The following is a 20,150-nucleotide window of genomic DNA, read 5'->3' as shown; positions in this document are numbered from 1 at the left end:
GTGCAGCAAGGAGCCTTCGCATGTCCCGCCACGCGCTATACGAGAAACGCCCCTTCCTGCTGGCCAGCATCGCTTGTGCCGCAGCCTATTTCTACCTGCGCGATGCCGACATCCCGGAAATGCTGGCGATTGCGCTCAAAGGGGCCTCGGTCGGGCTGCTGGCGATCTATGCCTTTGTGCGCCATTCCGGCCGCGATGCCCGTCTGCTGGCTTGGGTTCTGGGCCTTGGCGCGCTGGGCGATATCGGAATCGAATATGATCTTCAGATTGGCGCGCTGCTGTTTTTTGCCGCGCATATTTTCGCGATAACGCTGTATCTGCGCCACCGCAGGGACGAGGCAAGCCCCAGCCAGAAGGCGCTGGCCGCCTGCATCCTGATCCTTACGCCGATCATCGCCTTCTTCCTCCCGGAGGATCGGGCAGGGGCACCGCAAGTGGCACTATATGCCCTCGCGCTTGGCGCCATGGCCGCATGTGCGTGGATGAGCGATTTTCCGCGCTACCGTGTGGGGGCTGGCGCAGCCTTGTTCGTTATCTCCGACCTGCTGATCTTTGCGGAGATGGGCCCACTGGCAACCAGTAACATTCCGCATGTCTTCATCTGGCCGACCTATTATCTGGGGCAGTTCCTGATCGCGATCGGCATTGTTCAGACTTTGCGCAAGCGGGATCCGGAACTGAAGCTCGTCAGCAACAGATAGGGCCGCAAAAGGCGGTGGAAAGAAGGCTCCGATGCTCGATCATATTGGGCTCGCCGTTACAGACATCGCCCGGGCCCGCAGGTTTTACGATCAGGCGTTGAAGGCGCTGGGCTACAGCCTGATCTTCGAAACACCGTCGCAGGTCACTCACTCTGGCGGCACCTGGCTCGGCTACGGACCGAACGGGAAGCCGGTGTTCTGGGTGGGGGACAATGTCGCACCGGGGCAGGGCTATCACGTCGCCTTCAGGGCAGAAAGCCGGGCGAAGGTCCGCGACTTTCACGCCGCCGCGCTTGCCGCCGGCGGCACCGATAACGGTGCGCCGGGGCTGCGGCCGGACTATGCCGACAATTATTATGCGGCCTTCGTACTCGATCCTGACGGGATCAATCTCGAAGCGGTGTGTTACGCGCCCGAATAGGCCTCGATCATTCCTCGACGGGGCCTTCTCCGTCAGCGGCATCCACCGCCGGGGGCAGGGCTTCGGCTCCGGTGGTCTCAACTGCTTCGGCAGCTTCCTCTTCTTCCTGCTCGTCAAGGCGGACGGCGCTGACGACCTGTTCGTCTCCGGCCACATCGAACAGCCTGACGCCCGCGCTGGCGCGTCCGATGACCCGCAGGCTTTCAAGCCCGATGCGGATCAGCTTGGCCTGATCGGTTACCAGCATCAATTGGTCGGCCTGGGTCGCGCTGAAACTCGCCACCACAGGGCCGTTGCGCTTGATGTTGTCGATATTGGTGATGCCCTGGCCGCCGCGCCCAGTCCGCCGGTATTCATAGGCGGAGCTGAGCTTGCCATAGCCATTGGCGCAAACGGTAAGGATGAACTGCTCACGCGCGACCAGTTCGGCAAAGCGCTCGTCCGTCATTGACGGTTCGCCTTCCTTCTCGGCCTTCCACGGGGCGTAGCGCAGATATTCCTCGCGCTCCTCGGCAGAGGTGCCGACGCGGTGGAGGATCGAGAGCGAAACCACTTCGTCCTCGCCCTTCAGCGTCATCCCGCGCACGCCGGTGGAAGTACGGCTGGTGAATTCGCGCACTTCATCGGCAGCAAAGCGGATGGCCTTGCCGTCGCGGGTGGCGAGCAGAACGTCGTCCCCCGAATCCAGCAGCGCCACGCCGATCAGGCGATCATCGGAACCTTCATCGAAACGCATCGCGAACTTGCCGTTGCTGGGCACATTGGCGAAGGCATCCATCGAGTTGCGGCGGACATTGCCCTTGGCGGTCGCGAAGACGACGCTGAGCGAACCCCAGCTTGCCTCATCCTCCGGCAGCGGCAGTACGGTGGCGATGGTTTCGCCATCTTCCAGCGCAGGGAGCATATTGACGATCGGCCGTCCGCGCGTGGCCGGGCCGCCTTCGGGCAGTTTCCAGACCTTGAGACGATAGACCTTGCCCGCAGTGGAGAAGAACAGCACCGGGTTGTGAGTGCTGGTGACGAACATCTCGCTCACCGCATCCTCTTCCTTGGTGTTCATCCCGGCGCGGCCCTTGCCGCCCCGGTTCTGAGCACGGAAAGTGGAGAGCGGAGTGCGCTTGATATAACCGTCGAGCGTAACGGTGACGACCATGTCTTCCCGCTCGATCAGATCCTCATCCTCGATCCCGTCCCATGCGGGAGCGATCTGGCTGAGGCGAGGGGTAGCGTAGAGATCACGGATCTCGACGAGTTCTTCCCGCATTACTTCGTACAGGCGCACGCGGTCGCCCAGGATCGCCAGATATTCCTCGATCCTGATCGCCAGTTCCTTGAGCTCGTCGCCGATCTCATCGCGGCCCAGAGCCGTAAGGCGGTGCAGACGCAGGTCAAGGATGGCGCGGACCTGGGTCTCGGACATCTTGTAAGTGCCGCTATCCTGTTCGAGCGTCGGCTCGATGGCCTCCACCAGACGGATATATTGGGCAATGTCGCCAATCGGCCATTCGCGGGCCAGCAGGCGCTGACGGGCCTCCGAGGGGTTGGACGATCCGCGGATGATCGCCACCACTTCGTCCATATTGCTGACCGCAATGACGAGGCCCAGCAAGATATGCGCCCGTTCGCGCGCCTTGTTCAGTTCATATTTGGTGCGGCGGGTGATCACTTCCTCGCGGAAGGAAATAAACGCCTGGATGATGTCGCGCAGCGACAGGACTTCCGGGCGGCCATTGCGGATCGCCAGCATATTGGCCGGGAAGCTCGCCTGAGCGGGCGTGTGCCGCCACAGCTGATTGAGCACCACATCGGGAGTGGCGTCGCGCTTCAGGTCGATAACCACGCGCACGCCGTCACGGTTGGATTCGTCGCGGATGTCGGAAATGCCTTCGACCCGCTTCTCCTTCGCGGCGTCCGCGATCTTTTCCACCAGACCAGCCTTGCCGACCTGATAGGGGATCGAGGTGAAGACAATGGAGCGCCGGTCCCCCCGGCCTTCCTCGATCACATGGCGGCAGCGCATCAGGATGGAGCCGCGCCCCACGGTATAAGCCGCACGAGAGCCAGCGGAACCGAGGATCAGCGGGGAAGTCGGGAAATCCGGCCCCGGAATGATCTCGAACAGTTCCTCGCTCGACATCAGGGGATTCTCGATGAAGGCCAGGCAGCCGTCGATCACTTCACCCAGATTGTGCGGAGGGATATTCGTGGCCATGCCAACCGCAATGCCGCCCGCGCCGTTGACCAGCATGTTGGGGAAGCGGGCCGGCAGGACGGTGGGTTCGTTGCGCGAAGCGTCGTAATTCGGGATGAAATCGACAGTATCCTTGTCGAGATCGTCCAGCAGAGCGTTGGCGACCCGGGCAAGACGCGATTCCGTGTAACGCATCGCGGCCGGCGGATCGGGGTCCATCGAACCGAAATTGCCCTGACCGTCGATCAGGGGAACGCGCAGGGACCAGGGCTGCACCATGCGGGCGAGCGCATCATAGATCGCGCTGTCACCATGCGGGTGATATTTACCCATCACGTCGCCGACGATGTTGGCCGATTTGCGATAGGGCCGCCCAGCCACATAGCCGCCTTCCTGGGCGGCGTAGAGGATGCGGCGGTGAACGGGCTTCAGGCCGTCCCGCACATCGGGCAAAGCACGGCTGACGATCACGCTCATCGCGTAATCGAGATAGCTCGTCTTCATCTCGTCGACGATGTCGACGCGGGGGAATTCCTCGGCCGGCATACCCGGCTCAATGATGTCGGTGGTGTCGCTCAACTGCGTTCTACACTCGTTGTTATGATTTTGGGTTGCTTCCAGATGGCACTAGGCCAATGCCGCGAAATTCGCCAGCAAAAGGGGCTTCGATCCGCCTCCAATGGGCGTTTTATCCACACATCGGAACCCGTTCCACCGGTCATGCGTTCAAACCCGGTTCACCGCAGTCCAGGTAGCTGCGCATTGCATTATGGAAAGCAAAGCGGCAGTAGCGCCAGGCGCCATTAAAGCGGGGAATCTCCTCGCCGAATTTTCCCTGTCAGGAGAGAAAGATTGATGTTTCGTGTGTTCAACCCCGCGCGCAGCTCCAATCGCATGAGCATCAGCAAGGGATTCGTTTCCAGCCTTGTATTGGCTGTCGCCACCATCGGCGGCACTGCGGCAGGGGTCGCCGGCCTCGCCGCCCCCGCACATGCCCAGTCGGACGCGCCGCAATATTCGAAGAAGTTCGCCAAGGCTGCGCAGCCCGTATCGGATCAGCTCAACGCCGCCCGGTCCAACCCGGCGATTGCGGCAGATCTGAATAACCTCGTTGCGGCCAGCAAGAAACTGGCCGCCGCCAAGACCCAGGCCGATTTTGCTGCAGCCGAGGCTGAGTTCCAGCAGGTCGGCAAGGTTCTCCAGGGCAAGACTACGGCGGAACGTGCCGCTCTGGAAGCTCTCGCCGGGCAAGCTCAGGGTGCTGACGAGAAGTATATGGTCGGTGAATTCCAGGTGTTTCTGGGCAGCTTCACGGGCGATATCGACCTCTCCGCCCAGGGCATCAAGACCAAGATCGCAAGTGGTGCGCTGAAGCCCGAAAAGGTCGCTCCGTCATGGTTCGAACTGGGCCAGCTCTATTTCGACCATAATCGCTATGCCGACGCGCAGAGCGCATTCGAATCCGCGTATCAGGCAGGTGAAACCAACGGAGCGGTCTATGCCGCCGAATGTTTCTTCCGCGCCAATCGTGTGGCGGAAGGCGTGGACTATCTCCGCAAGGTGATCGATGCCCGTATTGCCGCCGGGCAGGAAGTGCCGCTGGCATGGGCAGGCAGCGGCCTGAACCATTCGCTCGAACTGCGTGACGCGGCTCGTGTTGCCAGCTGGGGCGGGCTCTATGCGAAACTCGGGAAAACGCCGCAATCCTGGCAGGCAGGCATCGCGCAGCTGATGCGCAGCCAGGAATTCGATCTTCAGGAAAAGCTCGATCTCTACCGCCTGATGAGCCGGACAGGTTCGCTGCTGAATGCCGCGGATTATGTCGGCTATATCGATGCAGCGGATCCGCGCAGCCTTCCGAACGAAGTGGTGCCGGTCATCAATGACGGCATCAAGCGGGGGCTTCTGGCTACCAGTGCCGCGAATGCTCCTGCCGGTATGTCGGATCAGTTGATCGGCTTTACCCAGAAGTCGCTGGAACTGGCCAACAGCCGCGCCGATGCTGAGCGCAAGAGCGCGGCGACTATCGCAGCCGATGCCCAGAAAGACCCCAAGGGGGAAACCGCTCGCGATGCGGGTGAAGTTTACCAGTCCTTCGGCGCAAGCGCCGATGCCGAACGGCTTTACCAGCTGGCTCTGAGCAAGGGCGGGGTGGACAACAACCGCGTGCTGATGCGTCTGGCGATTGCCCAGGCGGATCAGGGCAAGTTCGCCGATGCCCGCGCCAATTTCGCCAAGGTGACCGGTCCGCGTGCGCCCATCGCGACGCTGTGGCTTGCCTGGCTCGATACCAAGGCGGCTCCGGCCGGCTGAAACAGCGATCTGTAATGGATTTCGCAGCGGCGCGGGGAGGGCTTCCTTCCCGCGCCGTTCTTGTCAGGGCTGGGCGGGTCAGCGCATCCGTTTCACATAGAGCTGGCCATCGTCCCGGCGCTTGAGGTCGAAATTGTCGATCGTGCGGAACAGTTCGGAAAGTCGCTTGAAGCCATAGTTCCGGACGTCGAAGCTGGAACGATTGCCCGCAATCTGGCCAACTTCCTGAAGACGGGCAAAGCCTTCCTCGTCCCGGTTCGCGGCTTTCCACGCATCTCCCAGCAGATCGATCACATCCTTGTCCACGAAAACCGCGCTGCTCACCGGTTTGCCTTCTTCGGCAGCGGTGGTGCGGATGAGCTGATCCACTTCGATATAGCGCGTGCAGGACGTCTTGAACGCCTCCGGAGCTTTCTCGCTGCCGAAACCATACACGATCAGGCCATCCTGGCGCAGCCGGGTGACCAGAGGTGTAAAATCGCTGTCCGAACTCATGATGCCAAAGCCATCGACCTTTCCGGCATATAGCAGGTCCATGGCATCGATCGTCATCGCCATGTCGGTGGCGTTCTTGCCCTTGGTGAGGTCGAATTGCTGTTGGGGGCTGATTCCATAGCGATGCGTGACCTTGTTCCAGTTGGACAAGGCGGGTTTGGCCCAGTTGCCATAGGCGCGGCGGATATTAACCTGGCCAAGTTCCGCCAGCGCGGTCAGGACCGGGTCGATCCCATGGTGGCTTGCGTTATCTGCGTCGATCAGAAGGGCGATATTCTTGAGAGCTGCATCTGCCATGGGCTACTTGTCGCAGCGGCGGCAAGGGGATGCAAGCCGCCGGACAAATCAGCTGACGGGATGGAATTCGCCGTTGTTCTCGTCCAGCAGATGCAGCACCCCGTCCGAAATGGCGAAGAACCCGCCCCGCAGCACCAGATCGCCCTTCGCTTCCTTGTACTGTACGCAGGGGAAGGTGCGCAGATTGGCCAGACTGACCTTGACGCCCGCCTGCTCCATTGCGCGCTCCGCCACACGGCCCGTAGTGCCGTGCTCGCGCACGATCGGGTCGCGCACATGATCGAGCATGGCGATCCAGTCAGCAATGAAGCCGCCCTGGCCGGGCTCTGTTCCGTGCAATTCCTGAGTAAGGGCGGCCTTGCAGCCCCCGCACATGCCGTGCCCCATCACCAGAATCTCGCGCACCTTGAGCACCTGGACCGCAAATTCCAGCGCGGCCGACACACCATGATGGCCCGGCGTGGTTTCAAAGGGGGGAACCATGGCGGCGACGTTGCGCACCACGAAAACCTCGCCCGGATCGACATCGAATACCTGCGCCGGATCTACGCGGCTGTCCGAACAGGCGATGATCATCACCTTCGGGCTCTGCCCTTCACGTAAAGTCGCCCAACGTTCGTGCTGGGGATGCCAACGGCCCTCACGGAAACGGCGGTAGCCCGCGATGAGAGCGTCGAGTTCAGGAGAATCAGGCGCGATCATGATTTTGCAATGCCGCGTGAGCTTGCGGCATGCAACCCTCGCGCCTAGATGGGCCGCATGAACGACCTCTCCTCCGCCCCGAAGCAGGAACGCCCCCGCAAGCCCGACTGGATCAGGGTAAAGGCCCCGGTCAGCAAAGGTTATCAGGAAACGCGCGATCTCATGCGTACCCTGGGGCTGAATACGGTCTGCGAGGAGGCAGCCTGTCCGAACATTGGCGAGTGCTGGACCAAGAAGCACGCCACGGTGATGATCCTCGGCGACGTTTGCACGCGAGCCTGTGCCTTTTGCAATGTGAAAACCGGGATGCCGCGCAAGGTCGATCCGCTGGAACCGGAAAATGTGGCCGTCGCCGCAGCGAAGATGGGGCTGGAGCACATCGTCATCACTTCGGTTGACCGGGACGACCTGCCGGATGGCGGGGCAGGGCAATTCGTCAAGGTGATCGAGGCGCTGCGCCGGACGACGCCGAACACGACCATCGAGATCCTTACTCCCGACTTCCGCGGCAAGATGCGCCAAGCCGTGGAGGCGATCTGCGCCGCCGGCCCGGATGTGTATAATCACAATCTGGAAACCGTGCCGCGGCTCTATCCCACGATCCGCCCGGGTGCGCGCTATTACGCCTCGCTGCGGCTGCTGGAGGAAGTGAAGCACCACGATCCCATGATCTTCACCAAGAGCGGGATCATGCTCGGCCTGGGCGAGCAGCGGCTGGAAGTGCATCAGGTGATGGACGACATGCGCAGCGCCGATGTCGATTTCATCACCATGGGCCAGTATCTGCAGCCCACGCCCAAGCACGCCACGGTGGAAGAGTTCGTCACCCCCCAGGTCTTCGGCGCCTATGGTGCGATCGCGCGGGCCAAGGGCTTCCTGCAGGTTGCGGCCACCCCGCTTACCCGGTCGAGCTATCACGCAGGGGACGATTTTGCCCAAATGCGCGCCGCGCGTGAAGCAAAGCTCGCCAAGGCACAAACGGCGAAAGCCTGATGCCGTCGATCCGCGAAACGAAGCGGCTGCCCTACAGCGTCGAACAGATGTTCGACCTGGTGGCGGATGTCGCCCGCTATGGGGAATTCCTTCCCTGGGTCGTGGGTGTACGAGTGAAATCCGACAGCGAGACTGAAATGGTCGCTGACCTGCTGGTTGGCTTCAAGGCGCTGCGTGAGAAGTTCACTTCCCGCGTGCTGAAGGACCGGCCCAATTCCATTGAAGTGATCTATGTGGATGGGCCCATGCGCGATCTGGATAACCGCTGGACCTTCACGCCCACGTCCGATGGCGGCTGCGAAATCCGCTTCGCAGTGGACTTCACTTTCAAGAACCGTATCTTCGAAGCGCTGGCCGGCCAATATGTCGACCGGGCATTCCATAAGATGGTCACCGCTTTTGAGGCGCGGGCGAAAGAGCTTTACGGCAGCAGCAATTCGAGCGCGACCAGCGCGGCGTGACGGCGCACTCCGGCGCGGTCTTCTCCTTCGAAGAGGCGCTGTTCGGCATCCTTGTCGTCCGAACCGCGCACGGCCCGCGCGAAGACCACGGTTCCTACAGGCTTCATTTCCGAACCGCCGTCAGGCCCGGCAATTCCGCTGATGGCCACGGCGACATCCGCCTGGCTGCGCGCCAATGCGCCTTGAGCCATGGCGTAAACGCAGGCGATCGATACGGCGCCCACCGCATCGATGATATCGCTCGCAACGCCCAGCATCTCCTGCTTGGCTTCGTTGGAATAGGTGATGAAACCCCGGTCGAATACAGCGGAGGATCCAGGGATTTCCGTCAGTGCTGCGGAAACCAGTCCGCCGGTGCAGCTTTCCGCTACGGCGACCTTGCGCCCGGCCATGGCGTTTTCCTCGATCACTCGCGTGGCGAGGTCGACCAGCGATTGGGGAAGTAGCGTATCGGGCATATTCAATCCACCTTGCAAACGCGCAGGTTTTCCATGCCCACCAGATTGGCGACCGCGCCCAGCAGGGCCCCGGCCTCACGAGGTTCGATGGGCGACATGGCACTCAGCACCAGTTCAATCTGGCCGCATTTCTCGGGCTTAACCTGTTCGGCAACTTTCTGCATGATCAGTGCATCGCCCAAGGGGCGGGCGACATCGTCAGGCAGGTTTTCGAATATCCTTGCCGGGTCCATTCCCATCCCCTGTCCGGAACCGGTCTGCGCCTTGCCATTTGCCATGCTGAACAGGGCGAGGGCGGCCCTTTTCGCGCGCGGCCAGCTTTCATCCTGAAGCGCAGCATAGCGTGCGGAAAGAGTCCGGCTGCCAGTTGCCATGAAGCCATCGGGGCGCAGCCGCCCCTCACAGCTACTACCTACGGCCTGGATGGTCGGCGGAACGACATAGACGAACAGTGCCGCTGCTTCCGCCCCCGTCACGCAAGGGCGGCTGTCCGCGGCCTGAGCGACCGAAGCCTGCGTTATCGCGCAAAGCGAAAGTGCTGCCAAAGCGGCGCGAAACCGTGTCATGGATATGCTCCTATCGGGCTTGCCTGATCATGCAGGCTGCGGCCTGCGCGGCAATGCCTTCCCGGCGTCCGGCAAAGCCCAGCCGCTCTGTCGTGGTTGCCTTCACGCTGATGCATCCCATGTTAACGCCCGCAATCTCGGCAAGTTTCCGGCGCATTTCATCGCGATGAGGCCCGATCTTGGGTGCTTCGCAAATGATGGTGACATCCAGATTGCCAAGGCGATACCCCGCCTGGGCTGCAAGATGGAGCGCATGGGCCAGGAAACGGTCTGACGAAGCACCGCGCCATTGGGGATCGCTCGGCGGAAAATGCTGGCCGATATCGCCCAGCGCCACAGCGCCGAGGATCGCGTCCACAGCAGCATGGATAGCCACGTCGGCATCGCTATGCCCGGCAAGGCCCATCGAATGGTCGATCCTGACGCCGCACAGCCACAGTTCCTCGCCCTCGGCAAGGCGGTGGACGTCATATCCGGTACCGATGCGGATCAAGGGCAGGTCGTCCATGAAATCCTCCGCGAAGGTCAGTTTGCGCAATGCTTCGTCACCGGGGACGAGTTTGACAGCCATTCCGGCAGCACGAAGCACCTGTGCGTCGTCGCCGGCATCCGCCCCACCGGGCCAGCTGCGATGGGCGGCAAGAATGGCCTCATATCGGAACGCCTGAGGGGTCTGTACGCGCCGCAAGGCTTCCCGCGGCGCGCTGCCGGTCATCAATCCCTGTTCCTCAACTGCGAGGCTGTCCACCACTGGCAGGACCGGGATGGCGCCGGGATGCCTTTGCAAGGCCTGCAGGAGGCGCTCGATCACTGCACCCGGCAGATCGGGACGAGCGGCATCGTGTATCAGCACGAATTGCGGGGCCGAACTTTCCAGTTCCTCCAACGCCATGCGGACGGAGCCTTGCCGGGTATCTGCGCCGGTGACCAAGCGAACGCCATCAATGCCAGCGAGAATCTGTGCCGCGATTTCATCCGCGCCTTCGGGAATGGCGACCACTATCGGGCTTGCCCCGGAGACCGCCAGGGCTTCCGCAGAGTGACGCAGAACCGCCTTGCCGCGCCACGGCGCAAATTGCTTGGGCAGCGGCTGACCGGCGCGAAGGCCCTTTCCTGCGGCAACGATTACGGCAGCAAAAGCGGGAAGGGGATTGGCCTCGACCATGGCGCGGCGGGTAGCTGCTTGCAGGGCGTATCGCAATCCACTATGCGCTGCCTGTTTTTTAGGCACATTGGCGAAGCATGACCCTTTCAACCCATACACCCCGGCTCAGCCCGATCCAAATCGGCCCGGTGACGATCGATACTCCGGTCGTCCTCGCGCCGATGACGGGCGTCACGGATATGCCATTCCGCACGCTGGTGCGTCGCTATGGCTCGGGGCTGAATGTCACCGAGATGATCGCCAGCCCGGCGATGATCCGCGAAACGCGCCAATCACTGCAGAAGGCCGCCTGGCATCCGGTGGAAGAGCCGGTTTCCATGCAACTCGTCGGTTGCACGCCAGCCGAAATGGGAGAAGCCGCCAAGCTGAACGAGGATCGCGGCGCGGCAATCATCGACATCAATATGGGCTGTCCGGTGAAGAAGGTCGTGAACGGCGATGCCGGCAGCGCCCTGATGCGTGACTTGCCGCTGGCGGCCCAGCTCATTGACGCAACGGTGAAGGCCGTTTCCGTGCCGGTGACGGTGAAGATGCGCATGGGCTGGGATCATTCCAGCCTGAACGCACCGGAACTCGCCCATATTGCCGAGGATCTCGGCGCGAAGATGATCACGGTCCACGGACGCACCCGCAACCAGATGTACAAGGGGGAGGCTGACTGGGCCTTCATTCGCAAGGTCAAGGAAGCCGTCTCTCTCCCGGTGATCGTAAACGGCGATATCTGCTGCGAGGAAGATGCCGGAACCGCGCTGGAACTGAGCGGCGCGGACGGTGTGATGATTGGCCGAGGCGCCTATGGCAAACCGTGGCTGCTGGGGCAGGTGATGCACTGGCTGCAAACCGGAGAGAAAGTGCCGACGCCTGGTATCGCCGAGCAATATGCCGTGATTATAGAGCATTATAATGCAATGCTCGAACATTATGGCAGGGAAACGGGGGTTAAGATCGCCCGTAAGCATCTGGGCTGGTACACTAAAGGCCTGCATGGTTCGGCCGATTTCCGCAACTTCGTCAACTTCATTGACGATGCGGATCAGGTGCTGGGCGAACTTGCCCGATTTTACGAACCCTTCCTTGCAGAAGCCGAGGGGTTGCGCGCCGCGTGACCGAAATTCCGCTGCCCTCGGAACAGCTGGCCAGCCTCTCCAGCGCTGTCCTGCTGCTTGGGCCGGGCCTGGTGATCCGGGGAGCGAACCCCGCCGCCGAACAGCTTATCGGGATCGGAGCAAAGCGCCTTATCGAGCGCAGGCTACAGGATGTGGCCCACTTTGAAGAGGCGCGTTTCTATGAGTGGCTTGAGCGCGGAGATTCCCAGATTTCCGCGCTGTCGGTGAAAACCCGGATCGGTAATGCCGAGCATAAGCTCGACCTGATCCTGTCCCCCGTGATCGATCATCCAGGCTGGCAAATGCTGGCGATGAACGATGTCCGTGCCACCGAAACGCTGGGGGAGGGGGACGAGCCGCCGCTCCGTGCGCCCGCCATTCTCGCTCACGAAATCAAGAACCCCCTTTCGGCCATTCGCGGGGCGGCTCAATTGCTTGGGCGCAAGCTGTCGGACGGGGACAAGGCTCTGACCCAGTTGATCGCCGATGAGGTGGACCGGATCGCCAAGCTGGTCGACCGCATGCAATCGCTCGGGCGCGAACAGCCGGAGCCGGTGGCGCCATGCAATCTGCATGAGGTAATTCGCCGTGCGATCAATGTCTTCCGGGCGCAAAATGATAATGGCGTTGAGATCCGAGAGGAGTTCGATCCGTCATTGCCACAGGTGCTCGGCAACGAAGACGCGCTGGTTCAGGTGCTGATCAATCTCATTTCCAACGCGCGCGACGCCTGTCGCAACGTCGAGCATCCGCAGATCGTGATCCGCACGCGTTTCGTCTCCGGGCTGGTGCTGACGGCGCTGCGCCTCGGGCGTCCGGTAAAACTGCCGATCGAGGTGCGAGTGAGCGACAATGGATCGGGCATCGATCCTGCGCTGCGTGACCATATTTTCGAGCCTTTTGTCTCGTCCAAGAAGAACGGGCAGGGTCTTGGCCTTGCCTTGGTGAACAAGCTGGTGCGCGACATGGATGGCCGCATCAGCCACGAACGCGACGATGCGGAAGGATGGACCCATTTCAAGGTCCATCTGCCGGTCGCGCGATAGGAAGGAATGAGGATGGCCAGACGTGCTTTGCTGGTCGAGGACGATACCTCGATCGCGCTCGTCACCACGGCAGCGCTGCAGGATGACGGTTTTGCGGTGGATCGCTGCGATTCCATTGCAGGGCGTGATCGGTTGCTCGCCGATAATCGCTATGATGTAATGCTCACCGACATCATGCTGACTGATGGCGATGGCATCGAGACTCTGGGCGAAGTCCGGGCAGCCTATCCGGACATGCCGGTAATCATCCTTTCCGCGCAAAACACGCTGGATACCGCCGTCCGCGCCAGCGACACCGGCGCCTTTGAATATTTCCCGAAGCCCTTCGATCTCGATGAACTGGTCCGCGCTGCGCGTCAGGCCGCGGACAGCCGGGAAAGCGGAGCTGAGGAGGGCGCTCCATCGGGTGAAGGGCTGCCGCTGGTGGGGCGCAGCCAGGCCATGCAGGGTGTCTACCGCATGATTACCCGCGTTCTGCGGAACGATCTCACCGTGCTGATCCTGGGCGAAAGCGGCACCGGCAAGGAACTGGTGGCCGAGGCGATTCACCAACTCGGCCATCGCGCCAAGGGGCCCTTTGTGGCAGTGAATACCGCAGCCATCCCCCGCGAACTGATCGAAAGCGAGCTGTTCGGCCACGAGAAAGGCGCCTTCACCGGGGCGGTGGCCCGTAATATCGGCAAGTTCGAGCAGGCAAGCGGCGGCACCCTGTTTCTGGATGAAATCGGGGACATGCCTGCTGAAGCCCAGACGCGCCTTCTTCGCGCGCTCCAGTCCGGCCGGATCCGACGGGTCGGCGGGCGTGAGGAAATCGACATCGATGTGCGGATCATCGCCGCGACCAATCGCGATCTTGCTCCGATGATCGCTGCCGGGCAGTTCCGTGAAGATTTGTTCTACCGCCTTAATGTCGTGCCGATCCAGCTACCGCCTCTGCGCGAGCGGGCGGGAGACATCGACGCTCTGGCCCGGCACTTCCTGCTGCAGGCGGCGGAGGAGGGCCTGCCCCGCCACCAGTTGACGCAAGATGCAGGCGAAGTGCTGATGCGCCAGCCCTGGCGCGGAAATGTGCGCGAATTGAAGAACTTCATTTTCCGTCTGGCCTTGCTGGCGCGCGAGGAAATGATCGATGCGCCCACCGTGCTCACCATGCTGGAAGATCGCCCTTCCAGCACTACGCCGGCAGAAGGTGCGACTTTCGCCAGTGCTCTGGATAATTGGCTGGGTCAGACAGTGCCGGCCGAAGGGACGCTTTATCACGCTGCGCTGGCCGCTTTCGAAAAGCCCTTGTTCGAACACGCTCTAGCCGAAACCAACGGCAATCAGCTGCGCGCCGCCCATCTTCTGGGCATCAACCGCAACACCTTGCGCAAGCGGTTGGACGAGCTGGCGATCGATCCGGAGCGCTTCGTCCGAAGGAACTGATTGCACGGTTTGCCGCGCTAACGAGAAAAGCGCTTGCAAAAGTGCAACAGTATCGTTGTAACGAAGCAACGATGCCTGATATTCCTCCCCTGAAAGGGCACCGCTGGCCCCGTTGGTCCCGCCGCGCTTTGGTAAGCGCGCGGCGAGCCAACATATTCGGAATCATGGAAATCGTGGCGGCCGTCATTCTGGGCGTGATGGTCGTGTGGAGCTACGTGAAGCTGTTCGGACAGCCCGTGCGCGGCCAGCTTGTGCCGTCGGGCGAGGCGGCAGTACTACTGATCGGCACGCTGATTCCTGCCATGACACTGCTGGTACTGGTGGGCAGGCGCATGGCGATCCGCCGCGCCGGGGGGAAGACGGCACGGTTGCATGTACGCCTGGTGTTCTTCTTCTCGCTGGTCGCCGCGATTCCCACGCTGCTGGTGTCTATCTTTGCCGCCTTCCTGTTTCAGACAGGCGTGGAATTCTGGTTCTCTGACCGGCAGCGCGGCATCATCGAGAATGCAAACGAACTGGCGCGCGGCTATTACGATCAGAACCAGCGCGCCGTAGCCAACAACACCACCGCCATGGCGGGAGACCTGCGTTACGTGCTGGCCCGCTATCCACTGACGAGCGCTGAATTTCCGGAGCAATATTATCTCCAGGCCTATCAGCGTGAACTTAACCGCAGCGCCATTGTGCAACGCGGGCAGGATGGTGCTCTGGGCATTGCGGCCATCGTCGATCCTGACGAGGGGGAACTGGTCAAGCAAGTGGTAGCTTCCGCGCTGCCCAAGCTCGATGCGGGAGAGAATGTGGTCGTTACGGCCAAGGAAGACCGGATCGAGGCAGTCGCGGCGATTGACCGAAGCGCGGGAATATATCTCTATAATGCCCGGAATTCCGATGCTCTCGCGCTCAGCCAGTGGAAACGTGCACAGAGTGTTGTGTCCACTTATGACGTGCTGACCAGCAGTGCGCGCAAGCTGCAATTGCGCTTCAACCTGCTGTTGTTCTTCGTTTCGCTGGGTCTGGTCGGGCTGGCGATCTGGTTCGCCTTGCGCTTTGCCGACCGGCAGGTCCGCCCCTTGACCGATCTGGTAGGAGCTGCCCGCGAAGTGGGGCAGGGCAATTATGCCCTGCGCGTGGAGGGCCGCACCGGGCCGGATGAAATCGGCCTGCTCAACCGCGCCTTCAACCGCATGACCGCGCAGATCGAGCAACAGACCAAGGCTCTGGTAAACGCCAATGAGCAGTTGGAGGAACGCCGCGCCTTCATCGAGACCGTGCTGGAATCGATCACGGCCGGGATCGTCTCGGTCGATGGGCAGGGCGCCGTCCTGCTGATGAACAGTTCCGCGCAAAAGCTGCTGCTGGAACGGGTTGGCCCCGCGCCCGTCGGGCTGAAGCTGGCCGGAATCGCGCCTGAAATCGCCGCCATGATGGATGCCCAGCTGTCCAACGGGCTGGTGCAATATAACAAGCATGGCGAGTTGCTGACGCTGGCGGTGAAAGTCGCCCCTGCGGCCGGCGGCCATGTCATCACCTTTGAAGACATCACCCGGCAGCTGCTGGACCAGCGACAGGCGGCCTGGTCCGACGTTGCGCGGCGCATTGCCCATGAGATCAAGAACCCGCTGACGCCGATCCAGCTGGCGACCGAACGTCTGAAGCGCCGATATGGCCGCCAGATCACGACCGACACGGAACTGTTCGACGAGCTGACCGCCACGATCATTCGCCAGGTGGGCGATCTGCGCAAGATGGTGGACGAATTCTCCAGCTTCGCGCGGCTGCCCAAGCCTGCTTTCCGGCCGGAAGATCCGGTGGAACTGGTGCGGCAGTCCCTGTTCCTGCAGGAAGTCGGCCATCCCGAGATTTCCTACAGCTTCGAAGCCGGGGAAGGGGCGCATCCCATCGCTTGCGACCGACACCAGTTCGGCCAGGCCATGACCAATGTGCTGAAAAATGCGGCCGAGGCGATCGATGCGCGCGCGCGCGACGCGGAACCGGATTATCGCGGCCGCATATCGGTCTGCACCAGATATGATGGCACTGCCTTCATCGTGACGGTGGAGGATAATGGCATAGGCCTGCCGCAGGATCGGGAGCGGATCGTGGAACCCTATGTCACCACCCGTGAGAAGGGTACCGGCCTTGGCCTGGCGATCGTGAACAAGATCGTCGAGGAACACGGCGGCGAAATGAGTTTCACATCGGCTGAAAATGGCGGAACTCGCGTAACCTTGAGGTTTGCGAGAGATCCCGTTTCCGCTCGTCAGGGTAACGAGGCGGCGGAATGATAATTTTTGCAATGGAGAAGATCTGATGGCGCTCGACATCCTCGTTGTGGACGACGAGCGAGACATTCGCGAACTCGTCGCCGGTGTACTCAGCGATGAGGGCTATGAATGCCGTACCGCCGGTGACAGCACATCCGCGCTTGCTGCGATTGACGAAAAACGGCCCAGCCTGGTCCTGCTCGACGTCTGGTTGCATGGCAGCCCGATGGACGGGCTCGAAGTGCTCGATGCGATCAAGCAGCGCGAGCCCGAATTGCCGGTGATCATCTTTTCCGGCCACGGCAATATCGACACGGCCGTTTCCGCCGTCAGCCGCGGGGCAATGGATTTCATCGAAAAGCCGTTCGAGGCAGAACGCCTGCTGCACCTCGTCAGCAGAGCGACGGAAACCGAGCGTCTGCGGCGCGAGAATGCCCGCCTGCGCGAAGGCCTGATCAAGAATGACGAATTCACAGGCAATTCCAGTGCTATCAATCAGGTGCGAGCCACGCTGAAGCGAGTGGCCAATACCGGAAGCCGGGTGCTCATCACTGGCCCGGCAGGGGCCGGCAAGGAAGTGGCCGCGCGTCTGCTTCACGCCTGGAGCCCGCGCGCGGACAAGGCCTTCGTCACGGTCAATTCGGCTCGCATCACTCCCGAACGCTTTGAGCAGGAGCTGTTCGGCGAGGAGGCTGACGGCAAGCTGGTGCGGGCCGGCTTGCTGGAAATGGCCGACGGGGGCACCCTTTATCTCGATGAAGTGGCCGACATGCCCGAAAGCACTCAGGCCCGCATCCTGCGCGTTCTGACGGAACAGAGTTTCGTTCGCGCGGGCGGCACCCGGCAGATCGCCGTGGACGTAAGAGTGGTTTCCTCAAGCTCCCGCGAGCTTGAGCGAGAAATCGTTGAAAAGCGTTTTCGCGAGGATCTGTTTTACCGACTGAATGTCGTGCCCGTGGGGATTCCGCCACTCGCCGAACGGCGGGAGGATATTCCCAGCCTGGCGGATCATTTCTTCACGCGTTTTTCGGCCGAGCAGGGCATCACCCCTCCGGTTGTCTCGTCCGAGGCGATGGCCGCGCTGCAGGCCTATGACTGGCCGGGCAATGTCCGGCAGTTGCGCAACGTCATCGAACGCACGGTTATCCTCACTCCGCGTGACAAGCTCGCGCGGATCGAACCCGACATGCTTCCTCCGGAAATCACGGGCGGTAAAATGGGCAGCGGGCCGGGGATCACCTCCCTGATGGGTGTCCCCCTGCGGGAGGCGCGCGAAAGCTTTGAACGGGAATATCTGCGTATCCAGATCCGCCGTTTCTCGGGTAATATCTCAAAGACGGCGGGCTTCATCGGGATGGAGCGCTCTGCCCTGCATCGCAAGCTCAAGTTGTTGGGAATGGCTGAAAGGGAAGGAGAAGATCCCTCCTGAAAGGCTGGAAAGTGACAGGATTGTTCGCAGTTGCACAAAATTCTTGCCGCTTCGGACGAACTCGCACTACACTAGCTTTGCTATCCGGCTGTAACGCCGAATCCGTTTCATATGGAACGAGGTGAGCCAGCCAGAACGCGGAACCGCAATCGCGGCTGCCAACAACAAGGAGTCAGTTTCATGACCGGAAGAACCCTGTCGGCACGGCCCAAGCCTGCCCCCGAGCCTGCTGTATCCAGTGCCGCCCCCGTCAAACCGGCCCCGGCCGCCAAGGGTGGGCAGAGCCTGCAGGATGCGTTCCTCAACCTGCTTCGCAAGAACAAGACGCCGGTGACGATGTTCCTCGTCAAGGGCGTGAAGTTGCAGGGCATCGTGACCTGGTTCGACAATTTCTCGATCCTGCTTCGGCGCGACGGACAGTCGCAGCTGGTTTACAAGCACGCGATCTCCACGATCATGCCCGGCGCACCCGTGGATGCGGAACAATTCGCCTCTGGCGTGGATGGCGGCAAGAAGCAGCGCCTGTTGCAGGACGTGTTCCTTGGCAGCGTGCGCGACGCGGGCGTCAGCGTCACCATGTTCCTCGTGAACGGCGTGATGCTGCAGGGCCGGATCGCCGCCTATGATCTTTTCTGCATGTTGCTGGAGCGTGAAGGCTTCGTGCAGCTTGCCTATAAGCATGCGGTTTCGACCATCCAGCCCGCTTCGCCTGTCGATCTGACCGGCGATTGGGACGGTGAAGGCGAGGGCGCCTGACCTTTACCGACGAACTTGCTGGGGAGGTGACGCGCGGTGCGCGTGCCGTGGTTGTGTGCCCGGATATCAGAGGGCAACGCCGCAGCGAAGAACCTGAAGCCCGGCTTGAGGAAGCGCGCGGCCTTGCCCTCGCGATCGGCATTATCGTGGCCGATGCCTTCATCGTGCCGATCCGCGATGTGCGGGCGGCTACCTTATTCGGTGAAGGCCAGATAGAGCGCATCGCTACCGCCTGCACTCTTGAGGAGGCGGAGCTTGTCATCGTCGATGGCTCGCTCAGCGCGATCCAGCAGCGCAACCTGGAAGAAAAGCTCAAGCGAAAGGTCATTGATCGGACGGGGCTGATCCTGGAGATTTTCGGGGAGCGGGCTGCTACCGCCGAAGGGCGGCTGCAGGTCGAACTGGCGCATCTGGATTACCAACAGAGCCGCCTCGTCCGCAGCTGGACCCACCTCGAACGGCAGCGCGGCGGCTTCGGCTTCCTGGGCGGGCCCGGTGAAACGCAGATCGAGGCCGATCGACGCATGATCCGTACCCGCATGGGGCGGCTGCGCAAGGAACTGGATCAGGTGCGCAAGACCCGGGCGCTTCACCGCGAAAGGCGTGGCAAGGCGCCCTGGCCGGTAATCGCGCTGGTGGGTTACACCAATGCCGGCAAGTCAACCCTGTTCAACCGCGTGACAGGCGCGGATGTGATGGCGGAAGATTTGCTCTTCGCCACGCTTGATCCGACCATGCGGGCAATTCGGTTGCCGGGCGTGGAAAAGGCGATCCTTTCCGACACGGTGGGATTCATTTCCGATCTGCCTACGCAACTGGTCGCCGCATTTCGGGCAACGCTGGAAGAAGTCACGGCTGCCGATGTGATCGTGCATGTGCGCGATATGGCCAACCCGGCCAACCAGACGCAGAAAATCCAGGTGCTGGAAATTCTCACTGACCTCGATGTGATCGAAGGGGAAGGGGGAGAAAGCCGCATCCCGATTATCGAGGCGTGGAACAAATGGGATCTTCTGGATGAAAATCGCAAGGTAGAGCTGGCCGAACTGACCCAAGGGGATGATCGCATTGTGCCGATCTCCGCGGTCACCGGATTTGGCCTCGAAGATCTGTTCGAATTACTCAGCAAACTACTGACAGAAAATGCAAAGACCTATGAATTTTTAGTTCCCATGAGTGATGGCCAGCGCATTGCCTGGCTTCATGCTCATGGGGAAGTTCTGGCTGAAGAGCAGGTCGCCGGGGAAGGGGTAGGAGAAGGGGATGCCCGCATGCGGATGACGGTACGCCTCACCCCGAAGGAGTTCGGGCGCTACTCATCGCTTTAAGGGGACTTGCATCACTCATGGCTATGGTGA

Annotated in this window: 18 protein-coding genes; 12 read left to right on the top strand and 6 right to left on the bottom strand. The window is 61.6% G+C overall.

The genetic code is table 11. The annotated features are described in order from the left end of the window. Positions 1–20 precede the first annotated feature (20 nt). Together H0274_RS04655 and H0274_RS04650 are read left to right on the top strand one after the other, a co-directional pair. Positions 21–701, top strand: a complete 681-nt coding sequence (locus tag H0274_RS04655; protein ID WP_226793361.1) for a lysoplasmalogenase — start codon at positions 21–23, stop codon at positions 699–701. Between the two features lie 31 nt (positions 702–732). After that, positions 733–1,122 (top strand): VOC family protein, encoded by a 390-nt coding sequence (locus H0274_RS04650; RefSeq protein WP_226793358.1) that lies wholly within the window; start codon positions 733–735, stop codon positions 1,120–1,122. A 7-nt stretch (positions 1,123–1,129) separates the two neighbouring features. Here H0274_RS04650 and gyrA read toward each other — a convergent pair whose 3' ends face one another. Continuing rightward, positions 1,130–3,859 carry a DNA gyrase subunit A gene (gyrA, locus tag H0274_RS04645; RefSeq protein WP_226794437.1) on the bottom strand — a complete coding sequence of 910 codons (2,730 nt, stop codon included), beginning with the start codon at positions 3,857–3,859 and terminating at the stop codon, positions 1,130–1,132. A gap of 309 nt (positions 3,860–4,168) precedes the next feature. Here gyrA and H0274_RS04640 point away from each other — a divergent pair, with 309 nt between their 5' ends. After that, complete coding sequence (locus tag H0274_RS04640; RefSeq protein WP_226793356.1) at positions 4,169–5,626, top strand: tetratricopeptide repeat protein; 1,458 nt, start codon at positions 4,169–4,171, stop codon at positions 5,624–5,626. Positions 5,627–5,704: 78 nt separating this feature from the next. Here the strand turns inward: H0274_RS04640 and H0274_RS04635 are convergent, their stop codons facing one another. Then, positions 5,705–6,418 carry an NYN domain-containing protein gene (locus H0274_RS04635; protein WP_226793354.1) on the bottom strand — a complete coding sequence of 238 codons (714 nt, stop codon included), beginning with the start codon at positions 6,416–6,418 and terminating at the stop codon, positions 5,705–5,707. 48 nt (positions 6,419–6,466) lie between these two features. After that, positions 6,467–7,120 (bottom strand): carbonic anhydrase, encoded by a 654-nt coding sequence (locus H0274_RS04630; RefSeq protein ID WP_226793351.1) that lies wholly within the window; start codon positions 7,118–7,120, stop codon positions 6,467–6,469. Positions 7,121–7,177: 57 nt separating this feature from the next. On the opposite strand from H0274_RS04630, the gene lipA reads away from it, so the two are divergent. Both lipA and H0274_RS04620 read left to right on the top strand, forming a co-directional pair. After that, positions 7,178–8,113 (top strand): lipoyl synthase, encoded by a 936-nt coding sequence (lipA, locus tag H0274_RS04625; protein ID WP_413463460.1) that lies wholly within the window; start codon positions 7,178–7,180, stop codon positions 8,111–8,113. Beyond that, positions 8,113–8,574 carry a type II toxin-antitoxin system RatA family toxin gene (locus H0274_RS04620; RefSeq protein ID WP_226793345.1) on the top strand — a complete coding sequence of 154 codons (462 nt, stop codon included), beginning with the start codon at positions 8,113–8,115 and terminating at the stop codon, positions 8,572–8,574. The genes lipA and H0274_RS04620 overlap by 1 nt, the downstream gene beginning before the upstream one ends. Here the strand turns inward: H0274_RS04620 and H0274_RS04615 are convergent. From H0274_RS04615 to H0274_RS04605, 3 genes are read right to left on the bottom strand one after another with little or no spacing between them, the layout of a single operon-like run. Next, entirely contained in the window at positions 8,535–9,032 is a 498-nt protein-coding gene (locus H0274_RS04615; RefSeq protein WP_226793343.1) for a CinA family protein, read from the bottom strand. The genes H0274_RS04620 and H0274_RS04615 overlap by 40 nt on opposite strands. Before the next feature lie 2 nt (positions 9,033–9,034). Beyond that, positions 9,035–9,598, bottom strand: coding sequence for a hypothetical protein (locus tag H0274_RS04610; protein WP_226793340.1), 564 nt, complete (start codon positions 9,596–9,598; stop codon positions 9,035–9,037). Positions 9,599–9,608: 10 nt separating this feature from the next. Further along, complete coding sequence (locus H0274_RS04605; RefSeq protein WP_226793337.1) at positions 9,609–10,763, bottom strand: bifunctional 2-C-methyl-D-erythritol 4-phosphate cytidylyltransferase/2-C-methyl-D-erythritol 2,4-cyclodiphosphate synthase; 1,155 nt, start codon at positions 10,761–10,763, stop codon at positions 9,609–9,611. A gap of 77 nt (positions 10,764–10,840) precedes the next feature. Here H0274_RS04605 and dusB point away from each other — a divergent pair, with 77 nt between their 5' ends. From dusB to hflX, 7 genes are all read left to right on the top strand, one after another. Then, on the top strand, positions 10,841–11,869 hold the full coding sequence (dusB, locus tag H0274_RS04600) for a tRNA dihydrouridine synthase DusB (protein ID WP_226793334.1): 1,029 nt from the start codon (positions 10,841–10,843) through the stop codon (positions 11,867–11,869). Then, positions 11,866–12,915 (top strand): two-component system sensor histidine kinase NtrB, encoded by a 1,050-nt coding sequence (locus H0274_RS04595; protein WP_226793331.1) that lies wholly within the window; start codon positions 11,866–11,868, stop codon positions 12,913–12,915. The genes dusB and H0274_RS04595 overlap by 4 nt, the downstream gene beginning before the upstream one ends. A gap of 12 nt (positions 12,916–12,927) precedes the next feature. After that, positions 12,928–14,340 (top strand): sigma-54-dependent transcriptional regulator, encoded by a 1,413-nt coding sequence (locus H0274_RS04590; protein WP_226793328.1) that lies wholly within the window; start codon positions 12,928–12,930, stop codon positions 14,338–14,340. A gap of 71 nt (positions 14,341–14,411) precedes the next feature. Further along, positions 14,412–16,628, top strand: a complete 2,217-nt coding sequence (locus H0274_RS04585) for a sensor histidine kinase (RefSeq protein ID WP_226793325.1) — start codon at positions 14,412–14,414, stop codon at positions 16,626–16,628. A gap of 25 nt (positions 16,629–16,653) precedes the next feature. Further along, the gene (ntrX, locus tag H0274_RS04580; RefSeq protein WP_226793322.1) at positions 16,654–18,036 is read left to right on the top strand and encodes a nitrogen assimilation response regulator NtrX; all 1,383 of its coding nucleotides are present in this window, start codon (positions 16,654–16,656) and stop codon (positions 18,034–18,036) included. 180 nt (positions 18,037–18,216) lie between these two features. Then, the gene (gene hfq / locus H0274_RS04575; protein ID WP_226793319.1) at positions 18,217–18,792 is read left to right on the top strand and encodes an RNA chaperone Hfq; all 576 of its coding nucleotides are present in this window, start codon (positions 18,217–18,219) and stop codon (positions 18,790–18,792) included. Between the two features lie 26 nt (positions 18,793–18,818). Then, positions 18,819–20,120: a GTPase HflX gene (gene hflX, locus H0274_RS04570; RefSeq protein ID WP_226793317.1), complete on the top strand. Its 1,302-nt coding sequence runs from the start codon at positions 18,819–18,821 to the stop codon at positions 20,118–20,120. The last annotated feature ends 30 nt before the right edge of the window (positions 20,121–20,150 follow it).

The sequence above is a fragment of the Fulverythrobacter ferritrahens genome (assembly GCF_020539485.1).
Classification (GTDB): domain Bacteria; phylum Pseudomonadota; class Alphaproteobacteria; order Sphingomonadales; family Sphingomonadaceae; genus Andeanibacterium; species Andeanibacterium ferritrahens.
This window is presented reverse-complemented; position numbering and strand designations above follow the sequence as displayed.

Bases quoted from the DNA above. Each gene is read 5' to 3' on its own strand.
- H0274_RS04630 (WP_226793351.1), bottom strand. From the start codon at position 7,120: ATGATCGCGCCTGATTCTCCTGAACTCGACGCTCTCATCGCGGGCTAC.
- H0274_RS04655 (WP_226793361.1), top strand. From the start codon at position 21: ATGTCCCGCCACGCGCTATACGAGAAACGCCCCTTCCTGCTGGCCAGC.
- H0274_RS04615 (WP_226793343.1), bottom strand. From the start codon at position 9,032: ATGCCCGATACGCTACTTCCCCAATCGCTGGTCGACCTCGCCACGCGA.
- H0274_RS04610 (WP_226793340.1), bottom strand. From the start codon at position 9,598: ATGACACGGTTTCGCGCCGCTTTGGCAGCACTTTCGCTTTGCGCGATA.
- ntrX (WP_226793322.1), top strand. From the start codon at position 16,654: ATGGCGCTCGACATCCTCGTTGTGGACGACGAGCGAGACATTCGCGAA.
- H0274_RS04605 (WP_226793337.1), bottom strand. From the start codon at position 10,763: ATGGTCGAGGCCAATCCCCTTCCCGCTTTTGCTGCCGTAATCGTTGCC.
- H0274_RS04590 (WP_226793328.1), top strand. From the start codon at position 12,928: ATGGCCAGACGTGCTTTGCTGGTCGAGGACGATACCTCGATCGCGCTC.
- H0274_RS04620 (WP_226793345.1), top strand. From the start codon at position 8,113: ATGCCGTCGATCCGCGAAACGAAGCGGCTGCCCTACAGCGTCGAACAG.
- hfq (WP_226793319.1), top strand. From the start codon at position 18,217: ATGACCGGAAGAACCCTGTCGGCACGGCCCAAGCCTGCCCCCGAGCCT.
- H0274_RS04640 (WP_226793356.1), top strand. From the start codon at position 4,169: ATGTTTCGTGTGTTCAACCCCGCGCGCAGCTCCAATCGCATGAGCATC.
- lipA (WP_413463460.1), top strand. From the start codon at position 7,178: ATGAACGACCTCTCCTCCGCCCCGAAGCAGGAACGCCCCCGCAAGCCC.
- gyrA (WP_226794437.1), bottom strand. From the start codon at position 3,859: ATGCCGGCCGAGGAATTCCCCCGCGTCGACATCGTCGACGAGATGAAG.
- dusB (WP_226793334.1), top strand. From the start codon at position 10,841: ATGACCCTTTCAACCCATACACCCCGGCTCAGCCCGATCCAAATCGGC.
- H0274_RS04635 (WP_226793354.1), bottom strand. From the start codon at position 6,418: ATGGCAGATGCAGCTCTCAAGAATATCGCCCTTCTGATCGACGCAGAT.
- H0274_RS04650 (WP_226793358.1), top strand. From the start codon at position 733: ATGCTCGATCATATTGGGCTCGCCGTTACAGACATCGCCCGGGCCCGC.
- H0274_RS04585 (WP_226793325.1), top strand. From the start codon at position 14,412: ATGCCTGATATTCCTCCCCTGAAAGGGCACCGCTGGCCCCGTTGGTCC.